The sequence below is a fragment of the Bradyrhizobium sp. AUGA SZCCT0105 genome (genome assembly GCF_018129565.1).
Lineage (GTDB): Bacteria > Pseudomonadota > Alphaproteobacteria > Rhizobiales > Xanthobacteraceae > Bradyrhizobium.
This window is the reverse complement of record NZ_JAFCMK010000002.1, coordinates 1,343,614-1,366,421: the sequence shown is the minus strand read 5'-3', so window position 1 is coordinate 1,366,421 and position 22,808 is coordinate 1,343,614. Positions and strand designations below refer to the sequence as shown.

Genomic DNA, 22,808 nt, shown 5'->3' with positions numbered 1-22,808 from the left:
GCGGTGCAGCATGGTCTGCACCGCATACCGTTCGTGTTTGAGCATGATCTCCACGCAAGCGGTGCGCGTTTGCGTCAACCGCGCGGAAGATCGCTCTTCTCGACATCCCACAACAGCCGGTAGACGCCGCTGGTGACCACCAGCGGCTTCAAGGCTGCGTTGCCGGTGATGCCTGCCGCGGCTGCGGGGACCGCGCCGGCATAGGTGGCGTCGATCAGCACGAACCAGTCGCCGGCACCGGGATCGGCTTTCCCGGCGTCCGGCGTGAGCGGTTTCGACAGCACGGGGTCGTTCTCGAGCAGATGCATCGAAATGATGCCGTCGCGCGCGGCTGGATCGAATTGCTCCCGCAATGCAGCGCGGAGTTTGTCCGCCCCCTCGGCCGGCGGGCGCAGGCGGATGATGCCGAGGGCTGCGCCTCGGCCGACGCCGCGGCTGATCGTGATGCGCGCGACGCCGCGGATCATGTTCTGGAAGCGCGCGATGTTGGCCTTCGACCAGTCGGTCTGGTTGGCGAGCGCCGTGCGGTAGGCGGGGCTTTCGAGCACCTCGAAGGTCGCGGTCGAGTAGAGGCTGAGATATTTCGGCTTGCCGTCATGGGCGACGTAGCGGCGGGCCTCCAGGAATCCGTCGATCGCGACCCGTTCTTCGAGATGCTCGCGATCGTACCAGCGGTTGAATTCAGCTTCGTGTAAGCTGTCGATATCCATCGAGGTCAGCAGCATGCCTTGTCCGGCGATTGGCATCGAGTGCTCCTTTTTTGCCTGTTTTATCTGCGTAATATCGCCTGATAGCGTGCGCCCGGGAAGCCGATTCCGGGGTGCCCGCGACCGTGCAGACCAAGGATTGCCACAATTGCCGCAATCCTGTTCAGCGCGCATTCACGGAAGTAGCCTTTCCATCCGTAACGCCAACTCTCGAGAAGAAAAGGGACGACCACTATGACGCGCATTCTGTGGGCATTGATCGTCGGTCTGGTGTCGCTCTCGTCACTTCCCGTCCATGCGCAGGATCAGGAGAAACGTCTCGCGCTCGTGGTCGGCAATGGCGCCTATCAGGCCGGCGCGTTGCAGACCGCCGCAAACGACGCCGGATTGATCGCGCAGACATTGCAGGCCGCAGGCTTCGACGTGGTCGGAGCGCGCGATCTCGATAGCGAGACGCTGCGCAAGTCGTTCCGCGATTTCATCCAGAAGGTACAGGACGCGGGGCCAAATGCCGTGGCCTTCGTCTACCTTGCCGGCTACGGCGTGCAGCTGACCGGCGAGAACTACTTCGTGCCGGTCGACGCCAAGATTGCCCGCGACACCGACATCCCGGTCGAGGCGATCCGCATCTCCGATTACAGCCATCAACTCTCGGCATTGCCGATCAAGGCCGGCGTGATCGTGCTCGATGCGGCGCGCAGCAATCCCTTCGCCAAGGACGGCCAGCCGCTGGCCGGCGGCCTTGCGCTGGTCGATCCGGATCCGAAGCTCTTGATCGCCTTCAATTCGGCGCCCGGCACCATCGCTCCTGACGGTGCGCCGCCTTACGGGCCCTACGCGCAAGCGCTGGCGGAAATGATTCGCGCCGGCGGCCTGACCTTGCCCGAGGTGTTCGATCGCGTTCGCCTGCGCGTCAACGAGATGACCAAGGGTGCCGAGATCCCGTGGAATGCCCAGAAGGTCGACGCGCCGTTCATGTTCTTCGAGCGCAAGCCGGACGCACCGCCGCAGCAGGTCGATGCCGGACTGCGCACCAGGCCGATCCGCGATTTCCCGGCGCACGACGCCTATGCCGCCGCGCTGGAGCGCGACACGCTGCAAGGCTACGAGGATTATCTGCAGGCCTATCCGACCGATCCGCTGGCCAGGCGCGTGCGCGCGATCGTGGCGGCGCGGCGCGAGGCCATCACCTGGCGGCGCACCTACAACGCCGACACGCCCGATGCGTATTGGTCGTATCTGCGGCGTTATCCGCGCGGGCCGCATGCCTATGACGCCCGGCGCCGGCTCGCTTATCTGTCGGCCGCGCTGGAGCCGCCGCCGCAGTTCACGGCGCTCGACTATGACGTGCCGCCGCCGCCGCCCGACGAGGTCGTCTATGTCGACCGCCCGGTGCTCTACTATAGCGATCCGGTGTTCGACTTCGCGCCGCCCCCGCCGCCGCCGGTATTCTTCCTGCCGCCGCCGCCGCCCGACTTCGTCGTGCTGCCGCCCCCGCCGCCGCCGATCGGCCTGTTCGTGCTGCCGACGCCGTTCTTCGTGGCGATGCCGGCCTATGTCGCCGCACCGGCCTACGTCGTGCCGCCGCAGAACAACATCGTGTTCAACAACATTCACAACACGACGGTCATCAACACGGTGATCAACAATCCCAACCCGACGCCGGCGCAGCTCCATGCGGCCGGGGTGACGGCGGCAATGGGCGGCGCACCGGTCACGGCGGCCCCGCAACTGCCGGCCGCGGCGGTGCAGCGCGCCAATCTGGCACAGCCGGGCGGTCCGCAAGGCGTGACCCCGGCACACGGTGCGGCCATGGGAGCGCCGGGCGCTGCGCCGAACGCAGCCGCCGCGCCGAACGCGATGGGTGCGCCGGGCGCACCGGGTGCGCCGGGTGCGCATACTTTGCCGGGCGCGAAGAATGGACCGCCGCTGCCGCAGTCGGCGACCGCGCCGGCCAATCCCGCGCAGCAGCATGGCGCCGTGCAGCCGGGCACCGCGCAGCCTGGTGCCGCGCAGACTGGTGCCGCGCAGACCGGTGCAAAGCCGAACGCGGTGACACCAGGCAAGCCGGCGACAGCCATGGCGCCTGCCAATGCGCAGCCGGCTCCCCCGGCCAAGCCTGGCGCTGCCCCGGTGGCCAACGCGCCGGCCTCGCCCACGACCGCCGGCAAGCCCGGAAGGCAGCAACCGCTTTCGCATGCCGCGACCGCGCCGACCGCGAACGTGAAGCCCGCGACGGCGCCGTCGCCAGTGAACCGCACGCCGCCGGTACGGCAGACGCCGGCGGCGCGTTCGGCACCTGCGCATGCCGCGGTGTCGCCGGCACCGGTCTCCCGGCCTGCGCCGGCGCGTGTCGCTGCTCCGCCCCGCGCGGCTCCCCCGCCACCCCGCGCCGCAGCCGTTGCGCCGCATCCGGCGCCGGCTCCGCGCGCCGCGCCGCCGCCACCACCACGGCCGGCTGTGCAGGCGCAACGCGCAGCGCCGCCGCCGCCGCGGCCGGCACCGCCGCCAAGGCCCGCCGCAGCGCCGGCATGCCCTCCCGGCAAATGCAAACACTGAGGGCATGACACCATGAGCCGGGCAGGTCAGCCTTCATGAGCATCACGGCCACACTCGGATCGCGGACAGCCGCGAAACTGATGATCGGTACGATCGCGGGGCTGGTGGCGTTCCACCAGCCGGCGTGGGCGGCCGAACTCGCAGCGCAGGACATCGCGCTGCTCGACCGCCTGACCTGGGGCGTCAGCGCCTCGAGCGCGGCGCATCTGCGCGAGATCGGCACCGAACGCTGGCTGCAGGAGCAGCTGCATCCGGCCAACACCGCATTGCCGGCCGCCGTCCAGAAGCAGATCGCGGCGATGCCGGACGTGCATCGCTTCCCGTTCGACATTGCCGCCTCGTTCGACCAGCAGGGAAAATCCGCCAACCAGGTCGCCGATCCGGAGCAGCGCAAGGCGGCGCAACAGGTCTATCAGCAAGCCATGAACGACCGCGCCAGGCAGGCCGCGGCCCGCACCATCCTGCACGCGCTCTACGCGCCGGATCAATTGCGCGAACGCCTGACCTGGTTCTGGTTCAACCACTTCAACGTCCACCAGTACAAGTCCAACATCCGGGTGCTGGTCGGCGACTATGAGGATCGCGCGATCCGCGCCAATGCGCTCGGCAAGTTCCGCAACCTGCTGTCGGCGACGCTGCATCATCCCGTGATGCTGCGCTATCTCGACAATGCCGATAACGCGGCCGGCCACCTCAACGAGAACTACGCACGCGAGATCATGGAGCTGCACACCATGGGCGTCGGCACCGGCTACACCCAGGCCGATGTCGAGGCGCTGGCGCGGATCCTCACCGGCGTCGGCATCGACTTCAAGTCGGAGGACCCAAAGCTGAAGCCCGAGCAGCAATCCCAGCTGGTCCGCGAGGGCGCCTTCGAGTTCAATCCGGCGCGCCACGATTTCGGCGACAAGACCTTCCTCGGCCATCAGATCAAGGGCCGCGGTCTTGCCGAGGTCGATGAGGCCCTCGACATCCTGTGCCGTCATCCCGCGACCGCCACGCACGTCGCAAGGCAGCTCGCGACCTATTTTGTGTCGGACAATCCGCCGGCCGCACTGGTGCAGCAGATGGCGCAGACCTTCCAGAAGACCGACGGCGATATCGCGGCCGTGATGTCGACGCTGGTTCATGCGCCGGAGTTTGCCGCGAGCCTGAAGGGCGGCGCCAAGTTCAAGGACCCGATGCTCTACGTGATGTCGTCGGTGCGGCTCGCCTACGACAGCAAGGTCGTCCTCAACACGCTGCCGATCCAGGGCTGGCTCAACCGCCTGTCCGAGGGCCTGTTCAATCACGAGACGCCCGACGGCTATTCGATGCTGTCGGCGGCCTGGAACGGTCCCGGGCAGATGATGCTGCGTTTCGAGATCGCGCGCGCGATCGGCTCGGGATCGGCCGGCCTGTTCAAGCCAAACGAGCCCAACGCCGTCGACCAGCCGGCGTTTCCGCTGGTGATGAACGGGCTCTACTTCAGCAACATCAAGCAGACGCTGAGCCCGACCACGCTCGCCGCGCTCGACCAGGCCGTCTCGCCGCAGGACTGGAATACGCTGTTTCTGTCGTCACCCGAGTTCATGCACTGAAAGGGAGGTTCGCCAATGGACCGCCGTGAACTGATCAAGGCCTTCGCCGCTTCTGCTTCGCTCACCCTTGCCGGCCGGGTCTGGGCCGCGCCCGCGACCGACGCGCGCCTGCTCGTGGTGTTCCTGCGCGGCGCCTACGACGCCGCCAATGTGGTGGTGCCCGTCGGCAGCGAGTTCTACTACGCTTCGCGCCCGACGCTTGCGGTCGCCCGGCCCGACGCCGGCAATCCCAATGCGGCGCTGGCGCTCGACGCCGGATGGGGGCTGCATCCGGCGCTGCGCGACTCGATCTATCCGCTGTGGGCCAAGCGCGAGATCGCGTTCGTCCCGTTTGCCGGCACCAGCGACGATCTCTCGCGCAGCCATTTCGAGACCCAGGACACGATCGAGCTCGGGCAGGCGGTCGGCGGCAGCCGCGACTACCGATCCGGCTTCATGAGTCGGCTCGCGACCGAGCTGACGCGGGTGAAGCCGATCTCCTTCACCGACCAATTGCCGCTGATCTTCCGTGGCCAGAACCAGATCCCGAACATCGGCATCGCCAGCGTCAGCAAGCCGGGTGTCGACGACCGCCAGGCGCGGCTGATCAGGGAGATGTATGCGAAGGGCGATCTTGCCAATTCGGTTTCGGAAGGCTTTCGGGTCCGCGACGACGTCTACAAATCGGTCTCCGAGGAGATGATGGCGGCCAACCGCGGCGCCGTGTCGCCGCGCGGCTTCGAGCTGTCGGCGCGGCGGATCGGCCGCCTGATGCGCGAGCAGTTCAACCTCGGCTTCGTCGACGTCGGCGGCTGGGACACCCACGTCAACCAGGGCGCGGCGACCGGCTATCTCGCCGACCGTCTCGGCGAACTGGGCAGGGGCCTCGCCGGCTTCTCGGAAGAGATCGGCCCGGCGATGTGGCGCGACACCGTCGTGGTCGTGATCTCCGAGTTCGGCCGCACCTTCCGCGAGAACGGCGACCGCGGCACCGATCACGGCCATGGCAGCGTCTACTGGGTGATGGGCGGCGGCATCAATGGCGGCCGCATGGCCGGCGAGCAGGTCCAGGTCGCACAGGCGACGCTGTTCCAGAACCGCGATTTTCCGGTTCTGACCGACTACAAGGCGTTCTTCGCCGGCCTGATCCAGCATGTCTACGGCCTGCAGCAGGCCAGCCTCGAGCGCATCTTCACCGGCATCAAGCCGAAGGACCTGAATTTGGTTTGAAGAGCACTGCCAAAATATCGAAAACAACCCCATGCAAAGTAGCGGTCGGTTGCCGGTGTGTTCAGCATGGCAACTTGACGGGTTGCGGCAGTACTCGGTCGAGATAGCGCAAAGTCGCCTGTCGCGCGCATAGAGGCCGCCCGGCGCGTCATGCCCGGACGAATTCCGACATCTGACGGCTCTCCCGGCAGGGCCGTCATTGAGCCTGTGAACGACACGGCGATGTGAACGGCCCCACGCCCGCTGCCGAAACAAGCGACTTGACTTAGGAGCATATGCACCTATCTTAGCCTATGTAAGAGCATATGCTCTCAAATGGACAAAGGAGCGTCGTCATGAGCGAAGCAACTATTCTGGTCAGCGGTGCGACTGGGCGGACCGGGGGTGCGGCCGTCGACGAATTGCTCAAAATGGGCAAGAAGGTGCGCGCCTACGTGCGCTCGGATGGCGAGCGTGCGGCAGCGCTGAGGCAGCGCGGCGTTGATATCTCCGTCGGCGATTTCACGGACATCGACGCTATTCGCGCGGCCATGGAGGGCATCCAGTCCGCCTATTTCCTCCATCCGATCGCACCGGGAATCATCAGCGCGGCCGCCTATTTTGCCCAGGCAGCGAGAGAGGCCGGCGTCAGCGCGATCGTCAACATGTCGCAGATTTCGGCGCGCCGGGAATCGGCGAGCCACGCGGCGCAGGATCATTGGGTTTCAGAACGAGTGTTCGACCGGTCAGGCGTTGCGACAACGCATCTTCGCCCGACGTTTTTTGCCGATTGGCTGGTTTACCCGCATTTCGGAAAAGAAATCTGGGCGAAAAAGAAGATCGAATTTCCGTTTGAGAACGGCCGCCACGCGCCGATCGCCAGCGACGATCAGGGGCGTGTCATTGCCCACCTCCTAGCCAAGCCGCAAGGCCATGAGGGCAAGATCTATCCGCTGCACGGACCTGTGGAGATGAACCACACCGAAATCGCCGCCGAGATGAGCGAAGTGCTCGCCGCCAGGATCGACTACGCGCCGACCTCGATCGAGGTGTTCAAGGACAAGATGGAGAAGCTCTACAAGTTCCCTCCGTTCCTGGTACAGCACTTGGTCGAAGTCGCCAAGAATTATCGCGACGGCATTTTCTCGGGCACCAACGATGCCGTCGAGAAGATCACGGGAACACCACCGCTCTCGATCCAGCAGTTTATCGCGCAGAACCGCGCCGTGTTCGCCTGAACATGACCAAAGCCAGCATGAGTTTGAGAAATGTCCCATCCCCAAACCGAGCGCCATCCGTTTCTGGACGATCTGACTGCTGACGCGCAGCTGCTCAGCTCCGTCCTGCGCGGTCCCGTCACGGGACGCGACGCCATCCGACGCGTCGTCGATGCCGTCGGCACCTTCTACGTGTCGCAAACACCGACCTTCGTGCAGGATGTCGGCTCGCGGCTTGTTCTCGAATACGAAGCCACGCTTACCAGCGGAGAGAAGCTGAGCGCAGCCGTGATCGTCGAGCACAATCCCGACGGATCGGTACCGCGCGTCAGTGTGCGGATGAGTCCGCTTGGCGCAGTGCTGTCCCTTGCCGCCGGCCTGCGCGAGCGGCTGTCGAAGCAACTGCCGGAAACTCTCGTTATCTAAACCAAAGAGGCTAGCAGCGCGAACAGCCTTTGACGAAATTGGAAAGGTAGACCGTCATGGATATCAAGAACGCAACCGTCTTCATCACTGGAGCCAATCGCGGCCTAGGCCTAGCCTTTGCACGTGAGGCACGTCGCCGCGGTGCCGCGAAAGTCTATGCGGGCATGCGCAAGACAGACGGCTTCAACGAGCCCGGCATCATCCCGGTCAAGATCGACGTCACCGATCCGACCTCAATCTCGGCTGCCGCCAAGTTGGCGGCCGATACGACGGTACTGATCAACAACGCCGGAGTTGCTGCTCTGATCGACGGGCCGCTGTCGACCGACGTCGTGGCGCAATCCGCCCGCATGTTCGATACCAACTATTATGGCGTCGTGCGCGTCACGCAGGCCTTCGAACCGATCCTGTCGACGAAGCCGAACGCCGCCATCGTCAACGTGCTCTCAGACATCGTGTGGCTGCCGCGGCCGATCTTGACGCCCTATGCCGCGTCAAAGGCGGCGGCCTGGAGCTACACCAACCAGCTTCGCTTTCATCTGCGCGAACGCGGCGTTCAGGTTCTCGGCCTGCATGTCGGGTTCGTGGACACCGACCTGACCAACGGCATTGACGTGCCGAAGGCGAGCCCCGAGGACGTGGTGCGCCAGACCTACGACGCCCTCGCCGCCGGCAAGAGCGAGGTGATGGCCGACAAAGGAACGGCGGTGCTGAAGAGCACGCTTGCGGCCGAGGAGCCCGGCTACATCACCCCGCCGCAAGGGTTTTGAGAGCATCGGCTGCGCCCGCGCCGCGCCTGTATTCGCGGCGCGGGCCGCGATGGAAACGAGAACAACAAGGAGTGTTGCCGTGAACAAGCCTCTGGGAGTCGATCAATGCAACTGCGCCGCCATGAGGAAGGCCAACCGGCAGATCTCGCGCTTCTATGACGCTCACCTCGAACCGTTTGGCCTGCGCATCACGCAGTTCCTCACCCTGGCGGCGCTGAACGAACTCGGCAGCGCCGCCGTCAACGCGCTCGCCGAGCAGCTCGACATCGAACGGACCGCCATGGGCAAGATGGTCGGCTTCCTGGAACGTGACGGCCTCGTTCGGATCCGGTCCTCGCCCACCGATGGACGAAGCCGCCTCATCGAGCTGACTGATGCCGGCCGCCGTCTTCACGACAAGGCCGCTCCGCTTTGGCAGCGTGCCCAGCGGGAGTTCGAGCAGCTGAACGGGGCGAAAAATGTCGCCGTGCTGCGAAAGGCCCTGCGCGACATGGTCGTCGGTAGCATCAAGCCGAGCTCATCGGAGGATTGAGCGCCGCCATTCGATCGAGAGCGCGCGGCTGCGATGCGTCGCCGGCACGAGGAAGGCCATACCGATTATTCGGCGGGCATCTTCACATCTTTAATCCTGATTGGACAGACGAAGCGGCAAACGACCTTGTACGACAAATCCAAAAGACCCCGGACGGACAGGTTGAACTCCTGTCGTCTTCACAGTCCGATTAGCCCGCCTTGCGGGCGCTCCAGTTTATGAGTACGCGCCCTGATCATTGTTTTGCCGCGAGATCCGCGATCGCCTTCATCACCGCGTTGCGGATGCCGGGATCGTAGAGGATGTGGCCGGCGCCATCGATGATGCGGACCTCGCTGCCCGGCCAGCGCGCGGCGAGCGCGTGCGAGGTCGCGGGCGGGCACAGCAGATCGTAGCGGCCCTGCACCAGGATGCCGGGAATGCCGGCGAGCTTGCCGGCCTCATCAATCAGCTGGTTGGGCCGCATGAAGCAATTGTTGGCGAAGTAATGGGCCTCCATGAACGGCGTCGAGGGCAGGGCGCCTGCTGTCTTCGTCAGGTCGAGCCGCGTCTGCTTCGGCGTGTGCTCCGACAGCGTGCGTTCGGTGTCGTGCCAGGCGCGTGCGGCCGGCGCATGCACGGCCATATCAGGATCGAGGATGCGGCGGTAATAGGCCGCAAGCGGCGCCGCACGCTCGTTCTCGGGCAGGAAGTTGAGGAAGTCCTCGGAGAGGCCGGGATAGAAGCGCGGCAAAGCGCGCTGGAAAACGTCTTCCAGCTCTTCGCTGGTGCCGAGAAACGTCGCGCGCAGTGCGAGCCCGCTGACCCGCTCGGGATGCGCCTGCGCATAGGCCAGCGCCAGCGTCGCTCCCCAGGAGCCGCCGACCACCATCCAGCGCGCGAAGCCGAAGCGTTCGCGGATCTTCTCCATGTCGGCGATCAAATGCTGCGTCGTGTTGTGGTCGCGGCTGCCCTTCGGCCGGCTGCGGCCGCAGCCGCGCTGGTCGAACAGCACGGCGTGAAAGCGCTCGGGATCGAACAGCCGGCGATGATCCGGCTGGCAGCCGCTGCCCGGGCCACCATGCAGATAGACCGCGGGGATGCCGCCTTCGCGTCCGACGCTCTCGACATGGAGGTCGTGGCCGTCGCCCACATCGAGCCATTCCGACGTCAGCGGAGCAAACGGATCGGCGCGCCTGGCAGCCTTGCCGGCATCGGCATCAGGCGCCATGAGGTTTGTCCTGGGGTTCGTCCGTCTCCAGCGTGCCGCCGGCGAAGTTGCGGTAGAGGAAGCGGTTCTGCGTGCCGGCGGATTCCCGCTCGGCCTGCTTGAAAATCTCCTCATGCCGCGGCGACAGCGCGCAGGCCGGGTCGGTGTTGCCGGCATCGCCGGTCAGCGCAAACGCCTGGCAGCGACAGCCGCCGTAGTCGATCTCGCGGAACTCGCAGCTCTTGCAGGGCTCCGGCATCCAGCCCGTGCCGCGATAGCGGTTGAAGGCCTCCGAGTTCTGCCAGATCCAGGCGATCGAATGGTTCGAGCGCACCGACTCGAATTCGAGCCCCGTGATGCTCTCGGCGGCATGGCACGGCAGCACCTTGCCGGCCGGCGAGATGTTGAAGAACTGGCGGCCCCAGCCGCCCATGCATTTCTTCGGCCGCAGCGCGTAGTAGTCCGGCACCACGTAGTCGATCGCGAGCGTGCCCTTCAGGCGCACTTGCGCTTCCTCGACGATCCGGCTGGTCTCCTCGATCTGCGCGATCGTCGGCATCAGCGCGGCGCGGTTCTTCAGCGCCCAGCCGTAATACTGCACGTTGGCGACTTCGAGCCGGTCGGCGTCGAGGTCGACCGCCATCTGGATGATGTCGGAGAGCTGATGCAGGTTCTGCCGGTGCATCACCGCATTCACCGTGAGCGGCATGTCAAGCTCGCGCGTCCATTTCGCGACTTCGAGCTTCTTGCGGTGCGCGTCCTTGAGGCCCGCAACGCGATCGGCAACCATGGGTTCATTGCCCTGGAAGCTGATCTGCACATGGCTGAGGCCGGCATCGGCCAGCGCCGACAGCTTGTCCCTGGTCAGCAGCACCGCCGAGGTGATCAGGTTGGAATACAGCCCGACATCGGTCGCGTGCCGCACCAGCTCGACGATGTCCTTGCGCGCGGTCGGCTCGCCGCCGGAGAAATGGATCTGCAGCACACCGAGCTCGGCAAGCTCGCTCAGCACCTTCTTCCATTCCTCGGTGGTGAGCTCGGTCGAGCCACGGTCGAGCTCGACCGGATTCGAGCAATACGGGCATTGCAACGGACAGCGGTGGGTGATCTCGAGCAGCACCGCGAGCGGGATGCCGTAGGTCTCGGCCGCCGAGCGCGTTTGCTCGAGCACCGCGAGCCCGTCGGTCGGGCCTGCTGTCGTTGTCTTGTTACCGGCGAGCGTATCACTCATGCTGTGCTCTCGCGCGCTTCGGTGAGAAAGCCCTTGTCGGCCAGATCCTGCAACATCGCGATCACGTCGGTCGCGATCGCCTCGCGCGGCGCGGCGTATTTTTCCGCGAGCTGGTCCACCATCTGGGCGACACTGCGCACGCCGTCGCAGAGCTGCAGCACCTCGACCGCGATTTCATCGGGCGCCAGCACGCGCTCCGGCGCCAGGATCACCCAGACCTGCCGCGTCTCGTCGAATTTCAGCTTGGTATGGCGCGGCAGTTTCGGCCGGCTGGTCTCGCTGACGCTGATGTTGCGGCTGGCCATGAGTTGTCTCTAACCTGTCTTCGGCACGAAGGCGCCGGGCGGAATATGGCCTTCGACATAGGCGTGATAGAGCGCGTCGAGCTGCACCCACAGCACGTTGGTCTTGAAGATCAGCGCGTTGCAGACCGCCTCGCGCTCGGCGGTCGTCTTCGCATGCTGCTTGACGTAGTCGAGCGCGAATCCTGCGTCGCGCGGCGCCTGGGTCAGGCGGCGGCTGAAATAGCTCATGATGTCGGGATTGACGAAGTCGTAGTGCTTCAGCATCCCCGAGATGCGCTCCTCGTGCAGGTTCGGCGCGAACAATTCGGTGAGCGAGGAGGCGATCGCCTCCAGCGGCGTGCGGTCGCGGCAGAAATGCACATAGGCTTCCACGGCAAAGCGCGTCGCCGGCAAGATGCCTTCGGTGGACTCGACATAGGCGGAGTCGAGGCCGAGGCCTTCGGTCAGCTTCAGCCAGCGCTCGATGCCGCCCTCATTGCCGATATCGCCGTCATGATCCTCGATGCGATGGCGCCACTCGACCCGCGTCATGCGGTCGCGGAAGCGTGTCATCACCATCGCGTCCTTCAGCGGGATCGTGCTCTGGTAGTAGTAACGGTTCAGTGCCCAGGCCTGGACCTGACCCTTGTTGAGCTTGCCGCCGTGCAGCAGACGGTGGAACGGGTGCAGGCTGTGATAGCGCGTTGCGCCGATCGTGCGCAGCACAGATTCCATCGCCTCGGCGCTATCGAGCGTGATGCCCTTGCCGATCGAGAGCGCGGTCATTCCAGAGCTAGGCACGACATTCACAGCACAATCTCCGTTCCGTCGGCGGGAATCTGCCAACCCGCCTGTTCGGCCGCCTTGCGTTCGGCCGAAGTCCCAAGCAGCGCCGGGTTGGAGTTGTTGATATGCAAAAACACTTTTCGTCCGATGTCGAGCCCGGCGAGGCTCGCGATCGCACCCTGATCGCCCGACATCGCGATATGTCCCATGCCCTGGCCGGTCTTGTTGCCGAGGCCCGCCGCGATCAGCTCGTCGTCGCGCCACACCGTGCCGTCGAAGAACACCAGAGGCGCGCCCTTGAGCCGTGACTTCAGGTCGTCGGTCACCCGGGCGCAGGCGGCCAGGAAGTAGAAGTATTTGCCGCTGCGCTTGTCCGCAATACGCAGGCCGAGTGTATCGCCGACGCCGTCGGCACCCGCCGGATGCGCCTTGCCCTCGAGATACCAGGCGCCCTTGCCGGGAACCTCGAACGGCAGCACCTCGAGCCCGGACGGCGATCCGTCGGGCAGGGCCGGCTCGAAGGCCTGGTCGACCGCGATCGGCCGGCGGGCGACGTTCTTTTCGCTCAGCACGTTGAAGATGCTGTTCGCGCGCAGGATCGCCAGCACCCGCTCATGGGCGTAGATCGCGAACGGCGAGCCTTCGCGCATCGACAACAGCCCGGCGACGGCATCGATCTCGCTATTGGTGAGGATGACGCCCGCGATCGGGCTGTGGCGCAGGGCGCCGTGCTTCGGATGTAGCTGCGGCGTCGCGATCAGCTGCTGACGAAGATCCGGGGAAGCGTTGACCAGGAACCAGTGCGCGCCATCGCCGCTGACGGCAATCGAGGCCTGCGTGCTCTGCAATTCGGGACGGTCGCTTCGCGCCGTCCTGCAGACGGCACAGCCGCAGTTCCACTGCGGAACGCCGCCACCCGCCGCGGCACCCAGGACGACGACACGAAGCATGATCCGTCCCCTGGAGACGTTAACTCGGACCCATCAACTCGGCCCAACAACCTGGACCCAGAAACGTTACGAGGTGGACCCCGGCTTTGGAACACACCCCCAACGTTCGGGAGCGCGTTACGCCCGGATGTCCACCTGCGCTAAAACGCTAAACGTGTATAGGGCGCTGCCGCTTACTTGCGGGTGGCGCACATATACATGTTGATTTCCATGCCGACCGACACTTCGACGATCTTCGGTGCTTTCCAGGCCATTAGGCTCTCCTTGTTGCAACCGGACGAACTTTCCGCCCTGGAGGTTAAACTACTGCGGTTCGAAAAGTTCGCCACTTAAATTTTTCGCAAGCGGCCGTGCGGAAGCGCATGCTGCACTGCGGGAAGCAAATCCGACCCACTCACAAATTTGTGCGCGCATTTCCCGTCAAAACCCGGTGGGATCAGACCTTTTTCCTGTTGTTCGCCACACGGTGAATGGTGATCTTGGACTATGAGACAGGAGCCATTCGATCCTCCGAAGGTCCTGATGACGATTCTGTGCTTCCCCGTGACGGGAAGCGACTAACCGAGCCGAGTTCTGCCGATGCCACGCTATTTCTTCAACACCCGTATCGGCGACGAGCTGATCTCCGATCCCGATGGTGAAATCCTGCGGGATCCGGATCGTGCATGGGAGATGGCGCGGGCGATGATTCGCGAACTGCTCAAGACCGAGGGTGCCGACGGCGCGCTGCTCAGCGCGGTGATCGAGGTGACCGACGACGAGGGCGAGATCGTGCTGGAGTTTCCGTTCACGGAGGCCATTCTCGATCGCCCTGATCATTCGATGACAAGGCACTGAGAGACACCGACACCGAGGCACACCGACACGATCGCGTGGCCACAACCATGCGTTGGCCGATGTCAGCATGTTTCCGATTGCAATTGTCCGGACAAATTCGCAAGACTATGAACGGAAAGCCGAATAGCGCCGGTCGACGTTAATGGCGCAGTCAACAACGGCTTCCACCCAGGGGAGACCATCATGAAAAAACACTCGTTCGCTCCGCGCAGCCTGCTGCTCGCGGGGGCCATGCTGGGAGCGTTCACGCTCTCCGCTGCGGCGCAACAGCCGGCGGCCGCGCCCGCCGCAGGTGCCGCGCCGGCCGCCCAGCCGCTGCCGCCGGGCTCGCCCATGATCGGGCGTCCGGACAATGAAGCCGCCGCCAAGCTCGCGCCGGTGGCGCCGCCGCCGCTGCCGTCCGCGCCCGACAAGCTGCCGCTCGCCAAGCTCAAGGTGCCGGCCGGCTTCAATGTCGAGGTCTATGCCGCCGGCATGGCCAATGCGCGTTCGTTGGCGCTCGGCGACAAGGGCACCGTGTTCGTCGGCAGCCGGCTTGTCGACAAGGTCTATGCGATCGTCAACAAGGACGGCAAACGCTCGGTCAAGGTGATCGCCTCCGGCCTCTACCGTCCGAACGGCGTCGCCTTCAAGGATGGCACGCTCTACATCGCCGAGCTCTCGAAGGTCTCCAAGATCGACAAGATCGAGGACAATCTGGACAACCCGCCGAAGCCGACCGTCATCTACGACAAGCTGCCGAAGGACGAGGCGCATGGCTGGAAGTTCATCGCCATCGGTCCCGACAACAAGCTCTATGTCCCGGTCGGCCAGCCCGGCAACAACGTGCTGCATGACGCCGACCATGGCCAGATCCGCCGCATGAATCTCGACGGCTCCGGCGCCGAGGTCTACGCGCTCGGCGTGCGCAACTCGGTCGGCTTCGACTGGAATCCCGAGACCAAGCAGATGTACTTCACCGACAACGGCCGCGACTGGCTGTCGGAGACCGTGCCGGAAGACGAGCTCAACCGCGTCACCAAGGCGGGCGAGGATTTCGGCGCGCCTTACTGCTACCAGGGCAACATCATCGACCAGGAGCTCGGCTGGGGCAAGAACTGCAAGGACTACACCGCGCCGGTCGGCCTGATGGGTCCGCATACCGCCTCGCTCGGCATGCGCTTCTACACCGGAAGCCAGTTCCCGAAGGCCTACAAGAACGCGATCTTCGTCGCGCGTCACGGCTCCTGGAACAAGTCGCAGAAGCAGGGCGGTGACGTCGTCGTCGTCAAGCTGAACAAGGACGGCACCGTGAAGTCGGTCGAGCCGTTCATGACCGGCTTCCTCGAGGACAACAAGTATGTCGGCCGTCCGGTCGACGTGATGCTGCTGAAGGACGGCTCGCTGCTCGTCTCCGACGACTGGAACGGCGCGGTCTATCGCATCAGCTACGGCAAGCCGAAGGTCGCCAACCAGTAAGCTGATGTAGCTCAGTCACCGTCATTGCGAGCGAAGCGAAGCAATCCAGTCTGCCCCTTGCGGCGATATGGATTGCTTCGTCCCTTCGCTCCTCGCAATGACGCTACATGCCAGGAGAGGCCAATGCACAAAACAATCATCGCAGTCCTGGCGCTGGCCGCTCTCAGCTTCTCCGCAAACGCCGAGACCATCCAGGAGCGCACCGTCGCGTGCTTTGCCTGCCATGGCGAGCATGGCACGTCGGAAACCGAGAACACGCCTTCGCTCGGCGGCCAGCAGGCGCCCTATGCGCTGATCCAGCTGTTCATGTTTCGCGAGAAGCTCAGGATATTCGACCCGATGAACGAGATGGCGAAGTCGATGACCGACGACGATCTGCGCATCTTCTCGGATTTCATCGCCACCTTGCCGAAGCCTGTGCCGCCCGCTGATGCCGGCGATTCGGCGCGGATGGCGCGCGGGCAGGCGCTGGCGCAGCAGAACCGCTGCAACAGCTGCCACAACACCGATTTTTCCGGCAAGGACAATGTCCCCCGGATCGCCAACCAGCGCGAGGACTACCTCGCCAAGACGCTGGCCGAATACAAGGACAACAGCCGCCACGGCTACGACGCCACCATGGCGGACGTGATGCAGACGGTCACCAAGGAGCAGATCGGCGACCTTGCCTATTACATCGCGCATGTCCGCTGAAACATCAGGCGGCGGGCCGCTGGCCTTGGCTTGCGTGCGGCGCTAAAACGCCTGCGTCATACGGAGTGTCTCATGCAGGATATTTGGCGTCTGTCGGCGGCTGAACTCGCCTCCCTCATCAAATCCAAGAAGGTGTCAGCGAAAGAAGCGGCCGAGGCCGGGCTCGCCCGGCTCGACGCGGTCAACCCCAAGATCAACGCGGTGGTCGATCACCGGCCGGACGACGTGCTGGCGCAGGCCGCCAAGATCGATGCGGCAATTGCGCGCGGTGAGGCGGTCGGGCCGCTTGCCGGCGTGCCTGTTACCATCAAGGTCAATGTCGACCAGGAGGGCTACGCCACCACCAACGGGCTGAAGGCGCAGCGCGACCTGATCGCCAAGGTCGATAATCCGGTGGTCGCCAATCTGCGCAAGGCCGGCGCGGTGCTGCTCGGCCGCACCAATTGTCCAGCGGTTTCGTACCGCTGGTTCACCACCAATCTCATTCACGGCGACACCAAGAACCCGCGCGATCCCGGCATCACGCCGGGCGGCTCGTCGGGCGGCGCGGGCTCGGCGGTCGCCGCCGGCATCGGCCACATTGCGCATGGCACCGATATCGCGGGCTCGGTCCGCTATCCGGCCTATGCCTGCGGCGTGCACGGCCTGCGGCCGAGCATGGGCCGCATCCCCGCCTTCAACGCGGCCTTGCCGGAGCGCCCGATCGGCCCGCAGATCAGCGCGGTGTCGGGCCCGCTGGCGCGCACCGTCAACGATCTGCGCATCTCGCTCGCCGCGATGTCGGCGCCGGACTATCGCGATCCCTGGTACGCGCCGGTGCCGCTCGAGGGGCCGCCGCGCGAGAAGCGCGTTGCGATGTGCCTCAATCCCGATGGCCTCAACCCGGTGCCGGAGGTGGTCGCCGCGGTGGCCGACGCCGGCAAGCGCTTGCGCGACGCCGGCTGGATTGTCGAGGAGATCGCCGACACGCCCTCCCTGCGCGAGGCGGCCGAGATCCAGACCCGGCTCTGGCTCGGCGACGGCTACGAGGCCCAGCTCGCGTTCGCGGAACGCGAGGGCGATCCCGGCGCGCTGGCCTGCCTGCGCGGCGTCCGCTCAAAAGTGCATCCGTTCGACCTGTCGCAGGCGCTGACCCGCCGCGCGACCTTGACCCGCGAATGGTTTGCCTTCCTCGACAAATATCCGGTGCTGCTGATGCCGGTCTCCGGCGAGCTGCCGTTCCCCGATCATCTCGACCGCAAGGACGAGGCGTCGTTCGCGCGGGTGTGGCACGCGCAGCTGCCGCAGATTGCGATCCCCTTCATGGGGCTTCCCGGGCTCGTCGTCTCCACCGGCCTCGTCGGGCGGATTCCGGTTGGTGTGCAACTGGTCGCTGGCCGCTACCGCGAGGATCTCTGTCTTGCCGCGGGTGAAGCGGTGGAAGCCGGCGGCGCGCCGTCGTCGCCAATCGATCCGGTGATTTAAAATGGCAACCGTCTACGATTTCACCGCCACGTCGCTCACAGGCGACGAGGTGCCGTTGCAGCGGTTCGAGGGGCAGGTGCTGCTGATCGTGAACACGGCGAGCGCCTGCGGGTTCACGCCGCAATACAAGGGCCTGCAGGAGCTGCACGCCGGCCTCTCGCCGCGCGGCTTTGCCGTGCTCGGCTTTCCCTGCAACCAGTTCGGCGCGCAGGAGCCGGGCGATGCCAAACAGATCGCCGCGTTCTGCGAGACCAACTACGCCGTGACGTTTCCGATGTTCGCCAAGATCGACGTCAATGGCTCAGCTGCGCATCCATTGTACGAGCATCTGAAACGTGAGAAGTCGGGCCTGCTCGGGCCGGCGATCAAATGGAACTTCACCAAGTTCCTGGTGGATCGCTCCGGCAAGGTCGTGGCGCGCCATGCGCCGACCGCCCGGCCCGAAGGATTGAAGAAGGAAATCGAGGCGCTGCTATGAGCGACGACACCAACGACCAATTTCCCGACCGCCTCTCGGTCGATCCGAACAGCCCTTACTACAACGCGGAGATTCTTTCGCGTGATGTCGGCATCCGGTTCAAGGGTACCGAGAAGACCAATGTCGAGGAGTACTGCATCAGCGAAGGCTGGGTGCGGGTCACCGCCGGCAATGCCAAAGACCGCTACGGCAATCCGCTGACCATCAAGGTGCACGGACCGGTCGAGCCGTATTTCCGGGACAAGAAGTAGAGCTTGTCATTCCGGGGCACGCGAAGCGTGAACCCGGAATCTCGAGATTCCCCGATGCGCAATTGCGCATCTGAGGTTCGATGCTTTGCATCGCCCCGGAATGACGTGCCTAACAAACTGCGAAAGCGATTCCCATGTCCGTCCGCATCGTCGACGTCCGCGAGGTGACAAAGCCGATCTCCTCGCCGATCCGCAACGCCTATATCGACTTCACCAAGATGACGACGAGCCTGGTCGCCGTGGTCACCGATGTGGTGCGCGACGGCAGGCAGGTGGTCGGCTACGGCTTCAATTCCAACGGCCGTTACGGGCAGGGCGGTCTGATCCGCGAGCGCTTTGCGCCGCGGCTGCTCGAGGCCGATCCGAAATCGCTGCTCGATAGCTCCGGCGACAACCTTGATCCGGACAAGGTTTGGTCGACGCTGATGTCGAACGAGAAGCCGGGCGGCCATGGCGAGCGTTCGGTCGCGGTCGGCACCATCGACATGGCGGTGTGGGACGCGGTGGCGAAGATCGCCGGCAAGCCGCTGTTCCGGCTGCTTGCCGAACGTCACGGGCTATCAGCCAATCCGCGCGTCTTCGTCTATGCCGCCGGCGGCTATTACTATCCGGGCAAGGACCTCGGCGCGTTGCGCAAGGAGATGCGCGGCTATCTCGACCGCGGCTACAACGTCGTGAAGATGAAGATCGGCGGCGCGCCGCTCGCTGAGGATCGCGAGCGCATCGAGGCGGTGCTGAAGGAAATCGGCCGCGACGCGCAGCTCGCGGTCGACGCCAACGGCCGCTTCAATCTGGAGACCGCGATCGCCTATGCCAAGATGCTGCGGGAGTATCCGCTGTTCTGGTACGAGGAGGCCGGCGATCCACTCGATTATGCTTTGCAGGCCGCGCTCGCCGAGTTCTATCCGGGCCCGATGGCGACCGGCGAGAACCTGTTCAGCCACCAGGACGCACGCAACCTGATCCGCTACGGCGGCATGCGGCCGGACCGCGACTGGCTGCAATTCGACTGCGCGCTGTCCTACGGGCTCTGCGAATATCAGCGGACGCTCGCGGTGCTGAAGACCCATGGCTGGTCGCCGAGCCGCTGCATCCCGCATGGCGGCCACCAGATGTCGCTCAACATCGCGGCTGGCCTCGGCCTTGGCGGCAATGAGAGCTATCCCGACCTGTTTCAGCCCTACGGCGGGTTCCCGGACCGCGTGCGCGTCGAGAATGGCCACATCGTCATGCCCGATCTCCCCGGCATCGGCTTCGAGGGCAAATCCGACCTCTATACGGAAATGAAGGCGCTGGCGGCGTAGCCAGTAGCCATCCGGCCAGCCCGGCAGGCTTGAGTCCGCTTACAAACCAAATTGAGCGTCGCTCAATAAAGAGTTGAACGTTGCTCACGTTCCAATATACTCATCCAGGAGAGACGCCTCTTTCCGGGTCACCGGGGGAGGCGCCGGAACCGGCCATGAGGATAGCCGCATGCCATATTCAGCGAAAAATCTCCGGGACGCCGCCGATGCCGGGGTGATCAGCGCCGCTGATCTGGACCGGTTACTCGCCTTCCTGGCGAGCCATGACGGGCAGGGCGCGGCTGATGACGCAAGCCCGGCGGCCAGGTTCGATGCCGCCCATGTGCTCTGGTACGCCGGCGCGCTGATCGTCATCGGCGCCATGGGCCTGTTCTCGACCCTGGCGTTCACCCAAATGGGCGGCCGGGCGCTGACGGCCTGCGCGATCGCCTACGCCACCGCTTTCGCGGTGGCTGGTCACCACCTCTGGTACGGCAGGGATCTGCGGGTTCCCGGCGGCCTGCTGATTGCGATCGCGGTCTCGATGGCGCCGCTTGCGGTCTACGGCATCCAGGACGAGCTCGGCTGGTGGGGCAAGTTCGGCAAGCCCGGAACCGTGCAGGATTTCTACATCTGGGTGAAGGGCAGCTGGATCTTCATGGAGGTCGCAACCGTTGCCGCCGGAATCGTCGCGCTGCGCTACTTCCGCTTCGCCTTCATCGTCGCGATCATCGCGTTCGCGCTGTGGTTCATGTCGATGGATCTGGCGCCATGGTTCAGCGGCACGAATCATGCCGACTTCGAGACGCGGCGCCGCGTGTCGGTGTGGTTCGGATTGGCCGTCCTCGCGGTGGCCTGGATCGTCGACTATCGCAGCCGCAATGGTGACTTTGCGTTCTGGCTGCATCTGTTCGGCCTGATGGCGTTCTGGGGCGGCATTACCGCGTCCGAAGGGTCAACCGAACTCTCGAAGGCGGTTTATTGCCTGCTCAACGTCGGTCTCGTCGCGGTTGCCGTGATCCTGATGCGGCGCGCCTATGCGGTGTTCGGCGCGTTCGGCATCTGCATTTATCTCGGACATCTCGCCGACGTCGTCTTCAAGGACTCGCTGTGGTTTCCGTTCTCGCTGTCGCTGATCGGAATTGCCGTGATCGCCGCAGGCCTGCTCTACCATCGCAACGAGCGTGCGATCGCCGCCTGGCTCGAGGCGCATCTGCCGGCGGGGCTGCGTCCGCGGTCTGCCACCGCGTGACGGCGTCCTCACCGCTTCGCCGATGGCGAAGTTCCGAGACGCCGTCATTGCGAGGAGCCAACGGGTCGCGCGAACGCGCGCCCGATGACAGGCTCCGCGACGAAGCAATCCATCCATCGCGTACGTCGATGGGTGGATTGCTTCGCTTCGCTCGCAATGACGGATAACTACGACAGCCGCATGTCGAGCAGCCGCCGGCCTTCGCCCTTCAAGAGCTTCTTCACCGCGCTCGAGGCGATCACCTCGCCATTGTTGGCGTAGGCCTCGTGGTTCTTCTCGATGTCGTCGAGGCGGTAGAGGTAGTTGACCATGACGCCGGCGGATTCGCGCAGGCCCTTGGGCGAGAGGTCGCCGAGCCAGTTGATCCGCTCCAGCCGTGCGCCATTGCCGAGATGGAAGCGCGCGACCGAATCGATCTGCCGTCCCTTCGGCGTTCGTGCCTTCAGGAAGTAATAGGCGGCGAGCGGCTCCAGCACGGCGCGCAACTGCGTGGCGAGCTCGGCATTCTCGAACCAGTCGGGCTTGCCGAGGCTTTCCAGGAGCTGACGGTCCTCATCGGTGAGCGGCACGTCATCGGCTTGCTTCACCCACTGCATGAAGCCCGGCACCGGCGACAGCGTCACGAAATTGTCGAGCCTGGGCAATTCGCGGCGCAATTCCTCGACCACCTGCTTGATCAGGAAGCTGCCGAACGAGATGCCGCCGAGCCCGCGCTGGGTGTTGGAGATCGAATAGAACACCGCAGTGCGGGCGCGCTCGACCGGCACCGGCTCGCGCTCTTCCGCAAGCAGCGGCGCGATCGCACCCGGGATGGCTTCGGTCAGCGCGACCTCGACGAAGATCAGCGGCTCGTCGGCCAGCGCCGGGTGGAAGAAGGCGTAGCAGCGGCGATCAATGGGATCGATGCGGCGGCGCAGATCGTCCCAGTCGCGGATCTCGTGCACGGCCTCATAGCGGATGATCTTCTCCAGAATATTGGCCGGCGACGACCAGTCTATCCTGCGCAGCACGAGGAATCCCCTGTTGAACCAGGACGAGAGCAGATGCACCACGTCGCGGTCGAGCGCGGCGAGGTCCTTGTTGCCCTTCATCAATGAAAGCAGATCCGAGCGGATCGACACCAGCTCGCCGGTGCCGCCCGGCGCACGGTTGAGCCGGCGAATCAATTCCTGGCGGCGCGGCTCGGAGGCGAAATGCAGGTCGCTGGCGTCGCCGCCATTGGCCTTGTCATCCGCCTTGGCGCGCCAGCTCTCGATCGCCTGCGCCAGTCTGGCGTGATCGGGGCCGAAATCGCGGGCCAGCGTCTGGAAGAACGACAGGCGGCCGGCGGCATCGAGGTGGTGGTAGCGGTCGAGCACTTCGCGCGCCATCGCGGTGCCGGAGGCCTCGCCCCGGCCGGACAGCAGCGCCTCGCACAATTCCAGAAGTTCGGACGCATCCTGCTTGTCGTCGGCCGGGCTGGCGCGGCCGAGCAGGACGCGGCCGCGTTCGGAAATCGTCGAGAGCAGGTCGGAGAAGAAGGCGTTGGCCATGTGCGGGTCGTATCCAGCGGGTCGTATTCAGTGAAGCCAGACCTTACACGGGATTTAAGGTCGGGAGGACTGCAATCAAGCGCTAGGATCGTACGGAAATATGTCGCAACGCGACAACGGTATAATTCGTCATCGCTACGG

The 22,808-nt window shown here is 65.0% G+C and carries 23 protein-coding genes; 15 read left to right on the top strand and 8 right to left on the bottom strand.

Going from position 1 to position 22,808, the window contains the following annotated elements:
* Positions 1 to 74: 74 nt before the first annotated feature.
* On the bottom strand, positions 75 to 746 hold the full coding sequence (locus JQ573_RS15565; RefSeq protein ID WP_212310673.1) for a DUF4286 family protein: 672 nt from the start codon (positions 744 to 746) through the stop codon (positions 75 to 77).
* Between the two features lie 195 nt (positions 747 to 941).
* Here JQ573_RS15565 and JQ573_RS15560 point away from each other — a divergent pair, with 195 nt between their 5' ends.
* The 7 genes from JQ573_RS15560 to JQ573_RS15530 all read left to right on the top strand — a co-directional run bounded on the left by JQ573_RS15560 (position 942) and on the right by JQ573_RS15530 (position 8,979).
* Positions 942 to 3,266, top strand: coding sequence for a caspase domain-containing protein (locus tag JQ573_RS15560; RefSeq protein ID WP_212310672.1), 2,325 nt, complete (start codon positions 942 to 944; stop codon positions 3,264 to 3,266).
* 35 nt (positions 3,267 to 3,301) lie between these two features.
* Positions 3,302 to 4,846 carry a DUF1800 domain-containing protein gene (locus JQ573_RS15555; RefSeq protein ID WP_212310671.1) on the top strand — a complete coding sequence of 515 codons (1,545 nt, stop codon included), beginning with the start codon at positions 3,302 to 3,304 and terminating at the stop codon, positions 4,844 to 4,846.
* A gap of 15 nt (positions 4,847 to 4,861) precedes the next feature.
* Positions 4,862 to 6,055, top strand: a complete 1,194-nt coding sequence (locus tag JQ573_RS15550) for a DUF1501 domain-containing protein (RefSeq protein ID WP_097675253.1) — start codon at positions 4,862 to 4,864, stop codon at positions 6,053 to 6,055.
* A gap of 335 nt (positions 6,056 to 6,390) precedes the next feature.
* Entirely contained in the window at positions 6,391 to 7,272 is an 882-nt protein-coding gene (locus JQ573_RS15545; protein WP_212310670.1) for an NmrA family NAD(P)-binding protein, read from the top strand.
* Positions 7,273 to 7,302: 30 nt separating this feature from the next.
* Positions 7,303 to 7,677, top strand: coding sequence for a hypothetical protein (locus tag JQ573_RS15540; RefSeq protein ID WP_212310669.1), 375 nt, complete (start codon positions 7,303 to 7,305; stop codon positions 7,675 to 7,677).
* A gap of 56 nt (positions 7,678 to 7,733) precedes the next feature.
* Entirely contained in the window at positions 7,734 to 8,447 is a 714-nt protein-coding gene (locus tag JQ573_RS15535; protein WP_212310668.1) for an SDR family oxidoreductase, read from the top strand.
* A gap of 49 nt (positions 8,448 to 8,496) precedes the next feature.
* Positions 8,497 to 8,979 carry a MarR family transcriptional regulator gene (locus JQ573_RS15530; RefSeq protein WP_212310667.1) on the top strand — a complete coding sequence of 161 codons (483 nt, stop codon included), beginning with the start codon at positions 8,497 to 8,499 and terminating at the stop codon, positions 8,977 to 8,979.
* A gap of 235 nt (positions 8,980 to 9,214) precedes the next feature.
* Here the strand turns inward: JQ573_RS15530 and pip are convergent, their stop codons facing one another.
* From pip to pqqA, 6 genes are all read right to left on the bottom strand, one after another.
* Positions 9,215 to 10,189 (bottom strand): prolyl aminopeptidase, encoded by a 975-nt coding sequence (gene pip, locus JQ573_RS15525; RefSeq protein WP_212310666.1) that lies wholly within the window; start codon positions 10,187 to 10,189, stop codon positions 9,215 to 9,217.
* Positions 10,179 to 11,399 carry a pyrroloquinoline quinone biosynthesis protein PqqE gene (gene pqqE, locus JQ573_RS15520; protein WP_212310665.1) on the bottom strand — a complete coding sequence of 407 codons (1,221 nt, stop codon included), beginning with the start codon at positions 11,397 to 11,399 and terminating at the stop codon, positions 10,179 to 10,181. The genes pip and pqqE overlap by 11 nt, the downstream gene beginning before the upstream one ends.
* Positions 11,396 to 11,704: a pyrroloquinoline quinone biosynthesis peptide chaperone PqqD gene (gene pqqD, locus JQ573_RS15515; protein ID WP_212310664.1), complete on the bottom strand. Its 309-nt coding sequence runs from the start codon at positions 11,702 to 11,704 to the stop codon at positions 11,396 to 11,398. The genes pqqE and pqqD overlap by 4 nt, the downstream gene beginning before the upstream one ends.
* A gap of 9 nt (positions 11,705 to 11,713) precedes the next feature.
* Positions 11,714 to 12,469, bottom strand: a complete 756-nt coding sequence (gene pqqC, locus JQ573_RS15510; RefSeq protein ID WP_212310803.1) for a pyrroloquinoline-quinone synthase PqqC — start codon at positions 12,467 to 12,469, stop codon at positions 11,714 to 11,716.
* A gap of 20 nt (positions 12,470 to 12,489) precedes the next feature.
* The gene (pqqB, locus tag JQ573_RS15505; RefSeq protein WP_212310663.1) at positions 12,490 to 13,419 is read right to left on the bottom strand and encodes a pyrroloquinoline quinone biosynthesis protein PqqB; all 930 of its coding nucleotides are present in this window, start codon (positions 13,417 to 13,419) and stop codon (positions 12,490 to 12,492) included.
* A 173-nt stretch (positions 13,420 to 13,592) separates the two neighbouring features.
* On the bottom strand, positions 13,593 to 13,673 hold the full coding sequence (pqqA, locus tag JQ573_RS15500) for a pyrroloquinoline quinone precursor peptide PqqA (protein ID WP_035635412.1): 81 nt from the start codon (positions 13,671 to 13,673) through the stop codon (positions 13,593 to 13,595).
* A gap of 325 nt (positions 13,674 to 13,998) precedes the next feature.
* Here pqqA and JQ573_RS15495 point away from each other — a divergent pair, with 325 nt between their 5' ends.
* From JQ573_RS15495 to JQ573_RS15460, 8 genes are all read left to right on the top strand, one after another.
* A complete protein-coding gene (locus tag JQ573_RS15495) occupies positions 13,999 to 14,256 on the top strand; it encodes a DUF6894 family protein (protein WP_021080047.1) in 258 nt (85 codons plus the stop codon).
* A gap of 183 nt (positions 14,257 to 14,439) precedes the next feature.
* The gene (locus tag JQ573_RS15490; RefSeq protein WP_212310662.1) at positions 14,440 to 15,714 is read left to right on the top strand and encodes a sorbosone dehydrogenase family protein; all 1,275 of its coding nucleotides are present in this window, start codon (positions 14,440 to 14,442) and stop codon (positions 15,712 to 15,714) included.
* A 123-nt stretch (positions 15,715 to 15,837) separates the two neighbouring features.
* Positions 15,838 to 16,407 (top strand): c-type cytochrome, encoded by a 570-nt coding sequence (locus JQ573_RS15485; protein WP_212310661.1) that lies wholly within the window; start codon positions 15,838 to 15,840, stop codon positions 16,405 to 16,407.
* Positions 16,408 to 16,479: 72 nt separating this feature from the next.
* Entirely contained in the window at positions 16,480 to 17,871 is a 1,392-nt protein-coding gene (locus tag JQ573_RS15480) for an amidase family protein (RefSeq protein ID WP_212310660.1), read from the top strand.
* A 1-nt stretch (position 17,872) separates the two neighbouring features.
* Entirely contained in the window at positions 17,873 to 18,349 is a 477-nt protein-coding gene (locus JQ573_RS15475) for a glutathione peroxidase (protein ID WP_212310659.1), read from the top strand.
* Entirely contained in the window at positions 18,346 to 18,600 is a 255-nt protein-coding gene (locus tag JQ573_RS15470; protein WP_212310658.1) for a DUF3297 family protein, read from the top strand. The genes JQ573_RS15475 and JQ573_RS15470 overlap by 4 nt, the downstream gene beginning before the upstream one ends.
* Before the next feature lie 134 nt (positions 18,601 to 18,734).
* Complete coding sequence (locus JQ573_RS15465; RefSeq protein ID WP_212310657.1) at positions 18,735 to 19,904, top strand: mandelate racemase/muconate lactonizing enzyme family protein; 1,170 nt, start codon at positions 18,735 to 18,737, stop codon at positions 19,902 to 19,904.
* A gap of 169 nt (positions 19,905 to 20,073) precedes the next feature.
* Positions 20,074 to 21,135 (top strand): hypothetical protein, encoded by a 1,062-nt coding sequence (locus JQ573_RS15460; RefSeq protein ID WP_212310656.1) that lies wholly within the window; start codon positions 20,074 to 20,076, stop codon positions 21,133 to 21,135.
* A 167-nt stretch (positions 21,136 to 21,302) separates the two neighbouring features.
* Here JQ573_RS15460 and JQ573_RS15455 read toward each other — a convergent pair whose 3' ends face one another.
* Complete coding sequence (locus JQ573_RS15455) at positions 21,303 to 22,667, bottom strand: malonyl-CoA decarboxylase (RefSeq protein WP_212310655.1); 1,365 nt, start codon at positions 22,665 to 22,667, stop codon at positions 21,303 to 21,305.
* Positions 22,668 to 22,808: the final 141 nt, after the last annotated feature.